11 protein-coding genes and 3 pseudogenes are annotated in these 12,518 nt (G+C 69.2%); 7 read left to right on the top strand and 7 right to left on the bottom strand.

From position 1 onward, the window contains the following. Positions 1 to 69: 69 nt before the first annotated feature. Together AB0398_RS29075 and AB0398_RS29080 are read left to right on the top strand one after the other, a co-directional pair. Positions 70 to 455 (top strand): annotated as a pseudogene (locus AB0398_RS29075) (IS5/IS1182 family transposase); the annotation flags it as partial. Positions 456 to 723: 268 nt separating this feature from the next. Next, complete coding sequence (locus AB0398_RS29080; RefSeq protein WP_366378614.1) at positions 724 to 2,346, top strand: MFS transporter; 1,623 nt, start codon at positions 724 to 726, stop codon at positions 2,344 to 2,346. Positions 2,347 to 2,439: 93 nt separating this feature from the next. Here the strand turns inward: AB0398_RS29080 and AB0398_RS29085 are convergent, their stop codons facing one another. Next, positions 2,440 to 3,450, bottom strand: coding sequence for an IS5 family transposase (locus AB0398_RS29085; protein ID WP_366378615.1), 1,011 nt, complete (start codon positions 3,448 to 3,450; stop codon positions 2,440 to 2,442). A 561-nt stretch (positions 3,451 to 4,011) separates the two neighbouring features. On the opposite strand from AB0398_RS29085, the gene AB0398_RS29090 reads away from it, so the two are divergent. Beyond that, complete coding sequence (locus tag AB0398_RS29090; protein ID WP_366378626.1) at positions 4,012 to 5,352, top strand: hypothetical protein; 1,341 nt, start codon at positions 4,012 to 4,014, stop codon at positions 5,350 to 5,352. 56 nt (positions 5,353 to 5,408) lie between these two features. Next, positions 5,409 to 6,827: a DUF2252 domain-containing protein gene (locus AB0398_RS29095; protein WP_366378616.1), complete on the top strand. Its 1,419-nt coding sequence runs from the start codon at positions 5,409 to 5,411 to the stop codon at positions 6,825 to 6,827. Positions 6,828 to 6,896: 69 nt separating this feature from the next. On the opposite strand, the gene AB0398_RS29100 is transcribed toward AB0398_RS29095, so the two are convergent. From AB0398_RS29100 to AB0398_RS29110, 3 genes are read right to left on the bottom strand one after another with little or no spacing between them, the layout of a single operon-like run. Next, positions 6,897 to 7,304 carry an SHOCT domain-containing protein gene (locus tag AB0398_RS29100; RefSeq protein WP_366378617.1) on the bottom strand — a complete coding sequence of 136 codons (408 nt, stop codon included), beginning with the start codon at positions 7,302 to 7,304 and terminating at the stop codon, positions 6,897 to 6,899. Beyond that, positions 7,301 to 7,666: a carboxymuconolactone decarboxylase family protein gene (locus tag AB0398_RS29105; protein ID WP_366378618.1), complete on the bottom strand. Its 366-nt coding sequence runs from the start codon at positions 7,664 to 7,666 to the stop codon at positions 7,301 to 7,303. Before AB0398_RS29105 ends, AB0398_RS29100 begins: the two co-directional genes overlap by 4 nt. A gap of 46 nt (positions 7,667 to 7,712) precedes the next feature. Next, complete coding sequence (locus AB0398_RS29110; protein ID WP_366378627.1) at positions 7,713 to 8,192, bottom strand: hypothetical protein; 480 nt, start codon at positions 8,190 to 8,192, stop codon at positions 7,713 to 7,715. Between AB0398_RS29110 and AB0398_RS29115 the strand changes: the two genes are divergently transcribed. Continuing rightward, on the top strand, positions 8,106 to 8,645 hold the full coding sequence (locus AB0398_RS29115; protein ID WP_366378619.1) for a pyridoxal-dependent decarboxylase: 540 nt from the start codon (positions 8,106 to 8,108) through the stop codon (positions 8,643 to 8,645). The two genes, AB0398_RS29110 and AB0398_RS29115, sit on opposite strands and share 87 nt — an antisense overlap. A gap of 349 nt (positions 8,646 to 8,994) precedes the next feature. Here the strand turns inward: AB0398_RS29115 and AB0398_RS29120 are convergent. After that, positions 8,995 to 9,252, bottom strand: a pseudogene (locus tag AB0398_RS29120) (CBS domain-containing protein); the annotation flags it as partial. Between the two features lie 759 nt (positions 9,253 to 10,011). On the opposite strand from AB0398_RS29120, the gene AB0398_RS29125 reads away from it, so the two are divergent. Continuing rightward, positions 10,012 to 10,917, top strand: coding sequence for a universal stress protein (locus tag AB0398_RS29125; protein WP_366378620.1), 906 nt, complete (start codon positions 10,012 to 10,014; stop codon positions 10,915 to 10,917). Positions 10,918 to 11,031: 114 nt separating this feature from the next. Continuing rightward, positions 11,032 to 11,535 (top strand): flavodoxin domain-containing protein, encoded by a 504-nt coding sequence (locus tag AB0398_RS29130; RefSeq protein WP_366378621.1) that lies wholly within the window; start codon positions 11,032 to 11,034, stop codon positions 11,533 to 11,535. Positions 11,536 to 11,604: 69 nt separating this feature from the next. Here AB0398_RS29130 and AB0398_RS29135 read toward each other — a convergent pair whose 3' ends face one another. Next, complete coding sequence (locus AB0398_RS29135) at positions 11,605 to 12,264, bottom strand: DUF4389 domain-containing protein (RefSeq protein WP_366378622.1); 660 nt, start codon at positions 12,262 to 12,264, stop codon at positions 11,605 to 11,607. A gap of 5 nt (positions 12,265 to 12,269) precedes the next feature. Next, a pseudogene (locus tag AB0398_RS29140) lies at positions 12,270 to 12,518 on the bottom strand (nicotinate phosphoribosyltransferase); the annotation flags it as partial.

The following is a 12,518-nucleotide window of genomic DNA, read 5'->3' on the forward strand; positions in this document are numbered from 1 at the left end:
GTTCGGCCCAGGGACACGTGTGATCACTTCCTCGACGATCTCTCCTGGATCGACCGACCCCTGCGCGGGCAGTTCATCCCCGTACCCGAGAAGGTGCGGGTCCGTCTGCCGGTCGGCCGTCCCCGCACCAGACCCGGCGCAGTCGTCGGGACAAGCCCTGCTCATCGCGCGGCAATCGTCGCTGCCTGCGAAAACGCACCATCAAAGCAGTCATTCCGGAGAAGAAGGACCAGGCCGCGAACCGTAGGAAGAAGGTCTCATGAGGCGGCCGGTTCGTCAGCCACGACGTCGGCCTCCACAAGGAACGGAGCACCATCGAACGCCTGATCGGCAAGCTGGGGGCCTGGTGAGGCATCGCCACCCGCTGCGACAAGTCACCCGAAATCTACCTCGCCGACCTCCACCTCCGAGCCTCCGTGATCTGGATCGGCGACTTGCTCAGGGGCAGCGCATGATCACAACATCACGCAGGCCCCCATCCTGTGAATCCACGATCGCTCTCGCGTCACTCCTGATGTGGGCGTGACAATTGACGATAGAACCTCCGGGGCATCGTGGAGCAGGTTCCTTGGCAGATGCGCAGGTGCGGTCCCCTCTGCGCGTACGACTGGCGGAGTCAGGCCGACGGTCTGGGCGTGTGGGCGGCCGTCCCGGCCCCCCTGTCTGGCTGACGGCGCGGCGGGTCGGTCCTCCGGGCCGGTGGGCGGCTGGGAGCATGCGTCCATGGCATCCCGGGCAGGCACGGCCGAAAGTGCGGCGTCGGCGAAGTCGCGAGTCGTCCTGGTGACACTCGCGGCCGGTCAGTTCCTGATGGCGCTCGACAGCTCCGTCATGAACGTTTCCATCGCCACGGTGGCCGAGGATGTCGGCACGACCGTGACGGGCATCCAGGGGGCGATCACCGCCTACACCCTCGTGATGGCGATGCTCATGATCCCGGGCGGCAAGGTCGGGGCGTTGATCGGACGTAAGCGCGCGTTCATGATCGGCTGCTGCGTCTACGGTGCTGGCTCTCTCACCACCGCGCTCGCGCCGAACCTGGGCGTGCTGCTGCTGGGCTGGGCGTTGCTGGAGGGAATCGGGGCGTCGCTCATCCTGCCCGCGATCGTCGCGCTCGTCGCTGGCAACTTCGCCGTCGAACGCCGTCCCGCCGCTTACGGACTGGTCGTTGCGGCGGGGGCGGTCGCGATCGCGGTCGGGCCCCTCGTCGGCGGCATCGCGACGACGTATTTCTCCTGGCGGTGGGTCTTCGCCGGAGAGGTCCTGATGGTGCTCGGCATCCTCGTGCTCGCGCGCCGCATCGCGGACGCCCCGCCCGGCGAACGCCGGAGCATCGACTTCGTGGGCGCGGTCCTCTCCGCGCTGGGGCTCGGGGTCTTCGTCTACGGGGTGCTGCGGTCCGACGAATGGGGCTGGTTCCAGCCCAAGCCCGACGCGCCCGCATGGCTGGGGGTGTCGCTGACGACGTGGCTGATGCTGGCGGGCATGGCGCTGTTGTGGATCTTCCTGCGCTGGGAAGCCAAGGTCGCCGCCCGCGGCGGGGACCCCCTGGTCGATCCCGGCATGCTGCATAACAAGCAGCTCACCGGCGGACTGACGATGTTCTTCTTCCAGTATCTCGTGCAGATGGGTGTGTTCTTCGTCGTCCCGCTCTACTTGTCCGTCTCCTTGGGCCTGTCGGCACTGGAGACCGGTGCCCGCCTCCTGCCGCTCTCGGTGAGCCTGCTGGCGGCAGCCGTCCTGATCCCCCGCTTCCTCCCCGACGTCTCACCGCGGCGGGTGGTACGACTGGGGATCCTCGCGCTGCTGGCGGGAGCGGTGGTCCTGATGGCCGCGCTCGACTTGGGCGTCGGCGCAGAGGTCGTCACCGTCCCGCTGCTGCTGATCGGACTCGGCATGGGGGCGCTTGCCTCCCAGCTCGGATCGGTCACCGTCTCCGCGGTGCCGCAGGCGCAGAGCACGGAAGTCGGCGGCGTGCAGAACGCCCTCACCAACCTCGGTGCCTCAATCGGTACGGCACTTGCCGGATCGATCATGATCGCCGCACTCACGACCTCTTTCCTGACCACCATCGAGGCGAACCCGGCGGTCCCCGACAGCGTCACGAGTCAGGCGACCATCCAGCTCCAGAGTGGCGCACCGTTCCTGTCCGACGTCCAGCTCGAGAACGCTCTTGACGAAGCGGGTGTGAACCCCGAACTGTCCCGGGCGGCGCTGGATGCAAATGCCGAGGCCAGGCTCGATGGCCTGCGCGCGGCACTCGCCATCCTGGCCCTGGCCGCGCTCATCGCCCTGTTCTTCACCCATCGGATCCCGTCGGCCCAGCCCCGATCGCCGCAGTCGTAGCCGCCCGCACATGGCCACTCACACGGCTCTGGTGGGCCCCTCCCCGAACCGTTCGCAGAGCCTCCCGCGGGCGGGGGAGACCCTGCAGGCGCATCAGGGCAACCGGTCAGCCCAGGGCGACGCGCGGTGAGTGGGACGGCCGCAGACCGCCGACCACGGCCAGAACACGCCCGACCGGAGCGGACGCCAGCACCCGGTGTTCCGGCCGACCATGCCGTAGCCGGCGCCTGGTGCCACGGGTGAGCAGAGAACAGGGAGGAGATGGTGGGATCGTCCTCCGCAGGCTGCCGAGCCCCCTGCGGCGCAGGGGGTGTCTGACAAAGGATCTTGGATGGATTCGCGGAGCCGGAGGAAGAGTGAGGCAAGGTGGACTCCGGCCTTGTAGCGGGCGGCGAGTTCGTCGAAGCGGCTGGCGATGGCGCGGAACTTCTTGAGCCCGTTGGAACAACGTTCGACCACGTTGCGGGCCTCGTGGGGCTCCCCGTTGAAGCTCGGCGGTCTGCCGCCGGTCTTCCCTCGCCGTAGGCGGTTGGCCTTCTGGTCCGCCCGCTCCGGGATCACTGCCTGGATGCCTCTCCTGCGCAGGACCTGGCGGATCGCCCGGGACGAGTACGCCCTGTCCGCGATCACCGTGTCGGGCCTGCGGCGGAGACACCCGACGCCGGTCCGGGCACCCTCGGCTCGGTCATGACGGTGTCGAAGACGGTCGAGTCGTTGACGTTGCCGGCCGTGACGACGACCAGCGGTAGACCCTGGCCGTCGCAGGCGAGGTGGATCTTTGTGGTCAGCCCGCCACGGGACCGACCGAGTGCCTGACCGGCCGACGGATTTGCCGGATCGTCCAGTTCGCCCCCCACCCCTCTTTTTGCGGGCGCCGACGGCGCGCTGGTGGGCCCGACTGATCGTGGAGTCGACCGACACCGTCCGCTCCACGGCTCCGACGGAGTCGTGGCGGACCTGGACCTGTTCGAGCAGACGGGCCCAGGTTCCGTCCGCTTCCCAGCGGACGAACCGTTCGTAGGCCGTCTGCCACGGTCCGTAGCGTTCCGGCAGACCACGCCGCGGAGAACCGGTCCGCCACCACCACGACACCCCGTTGATCACCTGCCGGTGATCCCGTCACGGCCGCCCATGACCGTCAACACCCGGCAACAACGGCGCTGTCCGACCCCACGCCGCATCCGTCGGCTCAGCGCGACCCACCACAAGATCAATCAGCCAGACAGGACCCAGCCGCGATCCTGCCGACCGACCCGCCTCGCGGAATCGAGGTCGAGGTGGCGCTCCGGGGTGCTTTCGGCGGCGATCCGACAAGCGTCCTGCTCGTGGATGGCACATGCAGGCCCATGGCGGCCCGGGATGCGGACACTGCAGAGCTGTACCGCTGGCATGCGTGCGCAGCGCTCACAGGAGTTGCGGACGGATCTGCGGGGCTCGGATTCCCTGCAGGTAATGCGCTGAACTAATCGAGCGTCTCCCAGGAACTCCACCCATTGGTCGGGTGGCCGGGGGGATGTCGTGGAGGCGATCACCAATGCCCCCCCGTAACCCCGTATGTACGTCAACTGCATCATCGGATCGCAGTCGTCGCATCTCGGTATGTTGTTCACCCGGCTGGATTGGCCCAGGTCGCGTGCTGTGCACCATATGGATCTATTGGTGACCATGAGCGACAGCGGCGACGAGCAGCTCTCGGCCCGGGAGCGCAGCGAGCTGGCCGATCTGCGGCAGCGGATGGACGCCTTGGAGGGCGCCGGGCCGGCACGTCCCCCACGGCATCATCCGTTTCGCTCGCTCAGTTCGGCCCTGCTGATTCTTCTCGCCGCGCTGCTGTCACTGCTGTCTGTCGTGGCGGTGTGGGCCAACAGCATCGTGGAGGACACGGACCGCTACGTCGACACCGTCGGACCGCTGGCGAGCGATCCCGACGTGCAGCAGGCGGTCACCAACCGGGTCACCGACGTGGTGCTGGCGCAGGTCGACGTGGACGCACTGGTCAAGCAGCTGACGGATGCCGCCGCAGAGAAGGGTGCCCCGCCACGGGTGTCCAAGCTGCTGGGCGACCTGGACACCCCGATCGCGAACGGCCTCAAGCAACTGGTGCACAGCACGGTGGAGCAGGTGGTCACCAGCAGCGCCTTCGAGGCGGTCTGGGTGGACGCCAACCGCAGAGCGCACACGGCGTTGGACGAGGCGCTGACGGGGCAGTCCGACAGTGCGGTCGAGCTGCAGAACAACCAGGTCGTCATCGACCTCGGTCCGATCGTCGCCCAGGTGAAGAACCAGCTGGTCGAAGCCGGTTTCGCGCCTGCCGCGAAGATTCCGGCCGTCCACACGGACTTCGTGGTGTTCGCCTCGGAGGACATCGGCAAGATCAAGACCTATGTGAGGGTGCTGGAGATCCTCGGCGGTTGGCTGCCCGTCATCGCGCTGCTGGTCGCGGCCGCCGGGGTGTACGTGGCGTTCAACCGTTGGCACGCGCTCATCGGAGCCGCGCTGGCCGTGTTCGTCGCCATGCTGGTTCTCGGCATCGGCCTCACCGTCGCCCGCGACGTGTATCTCGACCATCTGCCCCCCGAGGCCTCCCCGACCGCGGCGGAAACCGTGTACGACGCGCTGGTGAAGTCCCTGCGGGTCGGCGTGCGGGCACTTGCCGCGGTCGCCCTCTTCACCGCCGCCGGTGCCTTCCTCGCGGGCCCGTCCCAGATCGCCGTCCTCACGCGCACCGGCTGCCGCAGAAGCATCGGTACCCTGCGCGACATGACGACGTCGGCGGGGCTTCGTCTCGGTGCGGCCGGGCGGTTCGTCCATCGTTTCAAGCGCTGGATCGGTGTCACGATCCTGGTGGTCGCCGCGGTCGTGCTGTTCACCTGGAGCTACCCGACGACGGCGGTCGTGGTGTGGACCGCGGTGATCGTCCTGGTGGGCTTCGCGATCCGCGAATTCCTGGACGACCGCGGCTCCGCACCCACGGCTTCGCCCCAGGCCGGTACCACCGTCCGCTGATCCCGCCCGTCCCGAGTGCCCTGCTGAGCCACGTGTCCATCCCTGGAGCCGCTGCCATGACCGAGAACCACCTGAACGGCCGCGAGTTGCGGCACTACACCGCACGGGAGCGGGCCGCGCTGGGTAAGGCGGCGCGGGCCGCCGTACCCCGCTCCAGCCACGCCGAGTTCTCGCCGGGCCCCAAGCGGCCGGATCCGTTGGAGATCATCGAGCGGCAGTCGGCGACGCGGCTGCCCGAGCTCGTGCCGATCCGCTACGGAAGGATGTCCGAGTCGCCGTTCCGGTTCTACCGCGGGGCCGCCGCCATCATGGCGTCGGACCTCGCGAACACACCGAAGACAGGCCTCCGGACCCAGCTGTGCGGAGACGCCCACATGCTGAACTTCCGGTTGCTGGCCTCGCCCGAGCGCCGGCTCATGTTCGACATCAACGACTTCGACGAGACACTGCCGGGCCCCTGGGAGTGGGACGTCAAGCGCCTGGCAGCCAGCCTCGTCATCGCCGGCCGGGCGAACGGCTTCAGCGCCAAGGAGCGCGCCAGGATCGTACGGACCACCGTGCGCTCCTACCGTGAGAGCATGCGGGCCTTCGCCGGCATCGGCAACCTTGCCGTCTGGTACGCCCAGTTCGACGAGGCATGGGTACGAGGTCGGTTCGGGGCGGGCCTGTCCGCGCGCGGTCGTGAACGCTGGGCGCAAGCCGTCACCAAGGCACGTTCGCACGACACCGTTCAGGTCTTCGACAAGCTCACCCGCGTCGTCGACGGCAGGCGTCGGATCACCCCCGATCCGCCGCTCATCACTCCTCTGGAGGACCTGCTGCCGGACGAATCGCGCGGGCGGCTGGAGCACCAGATCACCCGGCTGATCGAGCGTTACGGAAGAACTCTCCAGTCCGACCGGCGGTTCCTGCTGGAGCAGTACCAGGTGGTCGACATGGCACGCAAGGTCGTGGGGGTCGGCAGCGTCGGCACCCGGTGCTGGATCGTGCTCCTGCTGGGCCGGGACGGCGGGGACCCGCTCTTCCTCCAGGCCAAGGAGGCGGACGAGTCCGTACTGGCGCCCCACGCGGGGACCAGTACGTACCTGACGCAGGGCGAGCGGGTGGTCTCCGGGCAGCGGCTGATGCAGGCCACCAGCGACATCTTCCTGGGCTGGGAGCGGGTGGAGGGGATCGACGGCCACCGACGGGACTTCTACGTACGGCAGCTGCGGGACTGGAAGTGGGTGGCGGTGGCCGAGGACATGGTGCCGCGGGGCATGCGCACGTTCGGCGCCCTGTGCGGTGCGACACTGGCCCGCGCCCACGCCAGGTCCGGCGACCGCATCGCCATCGCCGCGTACCTGGGCGGCGGCGACTCGTTCGATCGGGCACTGGTGACGTTCGCGGAGCGGTACGCCGACCAGAACGAACGGGACCATCAGGCGCTCGTCGACGCGGTCAGGGCCGGACGGCTGCCGGCCGAGGCCGCCTGATCCTGAAGAGGCGTTACGTGGTGCCGCGCCGGTTGCTGCGAGCAGTCGACGCGGCGCCGCCTCTCGAGCTCAGTGGAGGATCTTCTCCTTGGCCCGCTGGAACTCTGTGTCGGTGATGTCGCCCTTGGCGCGCATCCCGGAGAGCTTGGCGAGTCGGTCCGCCTCGCTCCCGGGACCGGTGCCCGTGCCGGCGGTCTCGCGGATGTAGTCGTCGAACGCCTGCTGCTGGGCTTGGGTCTGCCGTATCTCGCGCTTGCTCATGCCCTTGCCCCGGGCCAGGACGTAGACGAACACGCCGAGGAAGGGGACCAGGACCACGAAAACGAGCCATCCGGCCTTGCCGCCCCCGCCGAGGGTGTCGTCCCGGAAGATGTCGCCGATGACCCGGAAGAGCAGGACGATCCACAGGACCCACAGGAAGACCCACATGACCGTCCAGAACGCTCCGAGGGCCGGGTAGTCGTAAGCCAGATTCATGTCACCGCTCCTTCTTCCTCGCCTTCGCCGGGCAGCAGGCGCAGCCCGAACGCTTCACCGATGCCATCGGCGGCGGCCACCACGCGGGCGCTGCCGACCACGGGGGCAATGGCCACGAGGGCGCCCCGGAGCTTTTCCAGGGACACGCCCATGTCCTCGGCCGCGCCGACGTTGAGCAGGTACGAGGCGGGGGACGCGCCCATGGCCACCAGAGCCGCGATGCGGGTCAGCAGATACGTCTCGTGGTCCAGGCCGGATCGCTCGAACGCGTCGAGCGTCATCTGGACCAGAGTGTCGAGCACGGGGGTCTCGGACTCGTCGGGAGTGCTTACGACACCTGCCCCTTGCGTTGGTTCCGTCATGTTCCGGCTCCTTCCGTCCGGTTTCGCGTGTGCTGGCGTTGTCCTGTCAGTCGAGCATGAGCCAGCCGCGCGCCGGGGCGTCGTGGCCGACGTGGCGTTCACCGGAGACGTCGACGACGACTCTGTCGATCATGCCGCCGGTGAACGAGAACGGTCCTTGGCGGTCAGGGGTGACCGGCGAGGCGCCGTCGCGCCCCACGCAGAACCCGTCCCTGACGGCGCAGAAGGAGCCGGGCTGGGTGGTGATGTCCTTGCCACCCACCTCTTGGTCGTCCATGTAGAGGGTGAGAGTGCCCACGGCGCAGGGCATGGCGGGATCGGTGCTGCGTCCGTTCGCCGCGAACTCGGCTGTGAGCACATGTTTGCCCGGCGAGATCTCCCGATCCGCGTCCACCACCTGGAGGGTGGCACCGATCCAGTCGTACGCGCAGTACAGGCGATGGCCTTTGACGTAGAGGCTGTGGCCGCCGGCGACACCGCCGTGGGCGCAGGGGACTCCCTCGGCGTCGGACGACTCGACGTCCACGTCTGCGGCTATCGCACACGATCGGCTGTTCGTCACCACGCCGGACTGCTCGGGTACGGCCGCGGAGCCGGGGTAGTTCACGTAACGGTCGCGCTCGGGGCTTCCGTGCGGGCGTTCGGGCAGGACCTGCTCCAGGGCGGCCCGGTCGTCCAGCGGCCGCGCGTCGGGGAGGCGGCCATGCTCTGCGGCCTCGCCCTGAAGTGGCGCCGGCGAAACCGGTGGCGCGCCGAAGGACAGTCGCCGGAACGCCCGAACCTGGTGTGCGGGCCGGTGCGGGTGTGCTGGGAGGAGTTCGCCCGCTACTTCGACGTGGAGTTGTGGCAGCTGTCGATGGAGCCCGGCGCGTGCTTCCGAGGGAAGTCCGTTCAGAAGCGTTCTCGTGGTGGTCACGGTCTCCTCCAGCCCTCTTCCACCAGAGTTCCGCGAGGCGGGCGGCGTTCGAAAGGGCCCTGATGGTCACACTCCGGGGCCGAACGGCCCATCGTTGTGCCGGAGCGGTCTCGGTTCGCCCCTTCCACTGGGGCGACCGCCGTCGACACGACGGAAACGCCGGACGACAGCGGCCCATCCCGGCATCCGCAGGCGGTGCGGAGCCCGTCTGGGAAGCCGCTGTCAGACCCGGCAGGGGCGAGTGATTGTGGGGAGAGAGCCGGACGGTTCCTCGGGAAAGCTCCGGGCGACCGGCCCCAAGAGGTCGGCCAACCGCTGGAAGACGCCGATGCGCAGGTCGTCCACGGCCAGGATGCCGAGCGTCCACCACGGGCAGGCGCCGGACTCCGGACGCACGGAAGACGCGGTAGGCCGTGTGGATGTCGTCGGTGGCATTCACGGTGATCACCGGCGGGGTCATCACCGAGTCCACCGCCACGGCGGGGTCCGCGCCCCCTGCGAGGAAGCCCAGCGAGAGGTCACGGTCGGTGACGATGCCGCGTAGGTTTCCTTCCTCGGTGACCAGGACGGAACCGACGCCGCGCTCGGCCATCACGCGGACGACCTCGCTCAGTTGCATCTCCTCCGAAACAGACACCACAGGGCGGCTCGTCACTTCGGAGATCTTCATCCGCAGACTCCCGTGTTCATGGGACCCACGGCTCCTCGCGTCCCTTCGAGCCGATGCCTCCGGCCATGGCGGCAGGCTCTCCCGGTGGAAGCGGAGGATGCCGGCGTCGTCCGGTCGGAAGGCCGACAGCGCCTTGACGACCGCCGCCTCCAGAGAGTCACTCGTGTCCACCGGCACGGCCCCCAGCCACGTGGGTTCCCATTCGGCCGTGGCGGCCGCCACGGCCGGACCGGCGCCCGACGCGCCGCCGACACGGTGCGTCAGACGTATGCCGCCTCATGTGCCGCGGCCGTCAGTTCGTCCGCTGCCTGGCCGCGCTTCCGTTCGACGAACACTTCCAGATCGGGGTGCTCCCTTCGCACACGGTCCGATTCGTTCCGCAGAAGGACTTCGGTCCGCTCGTCAAGGAACCTTGAGCACGTGAGGGGGACCGCCGGTGTGTCCGGCCACCCTTCGACGTGTACCAGCCGGAGCGGTACCTAACGCGGCACCGTTTCTCCTGTGCCGCCCGGCGGACCGCGGTGAAACTTTCCTCCAAACCGTTCAGACCCACGATGACCCCGGCTGTCATCGCCGCCTCCTCCGCAGAAGTCTTCAGAACCCCGGGCTCTTTCCGCGTCCCGCCCCGGAAGGAGGGCCGGACAGGTCCCGATCGGGGCCGGACGGCCCATCGCGGCGGACCGCGTGGTGATGCCAGCGTGGTGGGCGTCACCGAGGGACGTGTGCGCGGGTTCTCGAAGCGCTCCCCAAGGAGGAACCATGAACAGTGAGGCCCCCGTCCGACCCGAACTCACCGATCTCGTCGTGGGGATCGACGGATCCCCCTGCTCACGGACGGCCGCGCTCTGGGCCGCCGCGGAGGCTTACCGGCGGTCTCGCCCCCTGCACCTCGTCCACGCCGCCGACACCGACCGGCGCGCGTACTGGAGCGACGCCGAGACAATGCAGGCGCTGAGGGAAGCAGGCCGTGACCTGCTGGCCGAGACCGCGAACGCCGTGGGGGAACGCTTTCCGAACCTCATCGTCACCAGGCAGCTCGACCGCCAGGGGCCGGTCGCCGGGCTCCGGGCCGCGGCCGGCGATCGGAAGACGATCGTGGTCGGCAGCCGTGGTGCCGGAGGCTTCTCCGCCCTCATGCTGGGCTCTGTGGGACTGGCCGTGGCAGCCCGTGCCGAGGTGCCCGTGATCGTCGTACGCGGAGAGCCGGAGCGCCCCGGGACAGGCTGCGTGACCGCGGCCGTCCGCGACGCCGACGACCTGGAGTGGCTGCTCCTTGCCGCGGCCGAGGCGAACGTGCGCAAGGTGCCGCTGCACATGGTGAGGGTGTGGAACGTCCTCGCACACATCGGGGTCATGGCGACCATGCTCGACGGTCCCGGACCACCCACCCGCCGGCTCGGGCGGGAGGTGCGAACCCTCGCCGATCATGTGTGCGAGTGGTATCCCGACCTGACGGTCGACGAACAGGTGGAGACCGGTACGTCCACTCCCGGCGTCCTCGTCGAGGCGAGTGCCCGGAGCAACCTGGTCGTGATGGGCCGGAGCCGCCGTCCGCTCGGAGCGGGACCGGCCCTCGGACGGGTCGCCCACGCCCTCGTCCACCACGCCCACTGCCCCGTGGAGATCGTCCCCCGCGGGTTCGGCGACCGTGGTGGAAACCTCTGAGCGCCGGCCGCACGGACCACGCACAGAAGCGGAATCACGGAGGGGCGGCAGCGCCAGGACCGGACAGACCGTCCGTGGGGGACGGCGTGGTTCTGTGATCACGGAAGGAACGACATGAGTCGTCCACGGATTCGCGTCGCCTACGGCAGCAAAGCCGGTACGACCGCCGGAATCGCGGAGGAGATCGGACGAACGCTCAGGGACGACGGCTTCGACGCGGTGCTCCTTCCTGCCGACGCCGTCACCGATGTCAGCGGCTACGACGCCGTCGTCCTCGGCGGAGCCCTCTACGCCGGGCGCTGGAACGGCAAGGCGCGGCGTTGTACCCGGCGTAACGCGGAACAACTCGGGCATCGGCGATTGTGGCTCTTCAGCAGCGGCCTGGTCGATCGTTCCGCGGACGAGCACCACATCCCGCCGGTTAAGGGCGTCGCACGACGCATGGAGCGGCTCGGCGCCCGCGAGCACATCACCTTCGGTGGCGCGGTGACGGCCGAGACGACCGATCCGGTCGCCCGGTCCATGATCCAGCACGGCAAGGGCGGCGGCTTCCGCAATCCGGAGCGCATCCGGGCGTGGGCCCATCGCATCGGAACGGAACTGAACGCCACCGGTTGAACCTTGCCGCGCTCGTGCACCGGAGATGCGCCGGCCCGGAGGAACACCACGATCCGTCACCCGGCGGCGTCACCGCGGGTACCCGCCCTCCCTCTCCCCGCCTCCCTGGTCGAGGCGGAAGGGCGGGTAGGCGTCGGTCATCAGGCTCGCGTAGGCGGCGACGCGCAGGACCCAGCGGTTGAGCCCGACGACCAGGTCGAACAGGTCGCGCGGATAGCGCGAGGTGAACGCGAGGGCGAAGCCGGCGATGACCGCGAGCAGGGTGATCAGGCCGCCGCTCCACCAGTCGACGTGCGCGCCGCCGGTGAAGAAGGCGATCACGAGGTAATGGGGGATGGCGAGGAGCCACCACTTGACCAGGACCAGCGAGCGCGAGAGGCGCTCCGGGTAGGCGATGTCGAGGCGTGCCGGGTAGTCGGGCTCCGGGCCCAGGCTGAAGGGCGGGTAGTGGTCGGTGGCGAGGGCGCCGTAGGAGTAGTAGGACACCCGCCAGGACCAGCGCAGCACCCCGAGGTTGAAGTCGAACAGGGGCCTCGGGAAGCGCTCGGTGAACAGGACGACGAAGAACGCGACCACGGTGACGAGGAGGAAGACGATCCAGAGGAAGAACAGCACGATCCAGTGGGGGATCACCAGGATCCACTTGACCAGCCACAGCCAGCGGGACAGGGGGGAGTCGAGCTCGGCCGTCACCGTCACCGGTGGGTATGAGGTGCGCTGACTGTCCATGTTCGTCACTCCCTTGCCGGGTCCCCCTGCGTGGGGGTGGGTGCCGTGCTCGTTCCGGCGCCACCCGTCCGCGTCTCGATCCGGTGCCGGACGGTGCTGGTCAGAGCGGCCAGTCGGGCCGAGGTCGTCGGCCGGGGAGGCACCGGGTGTTCGATGCGGCGGGCCTCCTCCGGCAGGGCGGCGAGGTCGCGCGCGAAGCGTTCGCGGGCGGCGGCCAAGGTGTCGGGCGGTTCCGTGCGGAGTCCTCCGCGCAT

Origin of the sequence: Streptomyces sp. NPDC086147 (genome assembly GCF_040702165.1) — a bacterium.
In the GTDB taxonomy this organism is placed as follows: domain Bacteria; phylum Actinomycetota; class Actinomycetes; order Streptomycetales; family Streptomycetaceae; genus Streptomyces.

What these genes read in the sequence shown, in the direction of transcription:
- AB0398_RS29080 (WP_366378614.1), top strand. Translation starts at nt 724, where the DNA reads ATGGCATCCCGGGCAGGCACGGCCGAAAGTGCGGCGTCGGCGAAGTCG.
- AB0398_RS29090 (WP_366378626.1), top strand. Translation starts at nt 4,012, where the DNA reads ATGAGCGACAGCGGCGACGAGCAGCTCTCGGCCCGGGAGCGCAGCGAG.
- AB0398_RS29095 (WP_366378616.1), top strand. Translation starts at nt 5,409, where the DNA reads ATGACCGAGAACCACCTGAACGGCCGCGAGTTGCGGCACTACACCGCA.
- AB0398_RS29100 (WP_366378617.1), bottom strand. Translation starts at nt 7,304, where the DNA reads ATGAATCTGGCTTACGACTACCCGGCCCTCGGAGCGTTCTGGACGGTC.
- AB0398_RS29105 (WP_366378618.1), bottom strand. Translation starts at nt 7,666, where the DNA reads ATGACGGAACCAACGCAAGGGGCAGGTGTCGTAAGCACTCCCGACGAG.
- AB0398_RS29115 (WP_366378619.1), top strand. Translation starts at nt 8,106, where the DNA reads ATGGCCTTTGACGTAGAGGCTGTGGCCGCCGGCGACACCGCCGTGGGC.
- AB0398_RS29125 (WP_366378620.1), top strand. Translation starts at nt 10,012, where the DNA reads ATGAACAGTGAGGCCCCCGTCCGACCCGAACTCACCGATCTCGTCGTG.
- AB0398_RS29130 (WP_366378621.1), top strand. Translation starts at nt 11,032, where the DNA reads ATGAGTCGTCCACGGATTCGCGTCGCCTACGGCAGCAAAGCCGGTACG.
- AB0398_RS29135 (WP_366378622.1), bottom strand. Translation starts at nt 12,264, where the DNA reads ATGGACAGTCAGCGCACCTCATACCCACCGGTGACGGTGACGGCCGAG.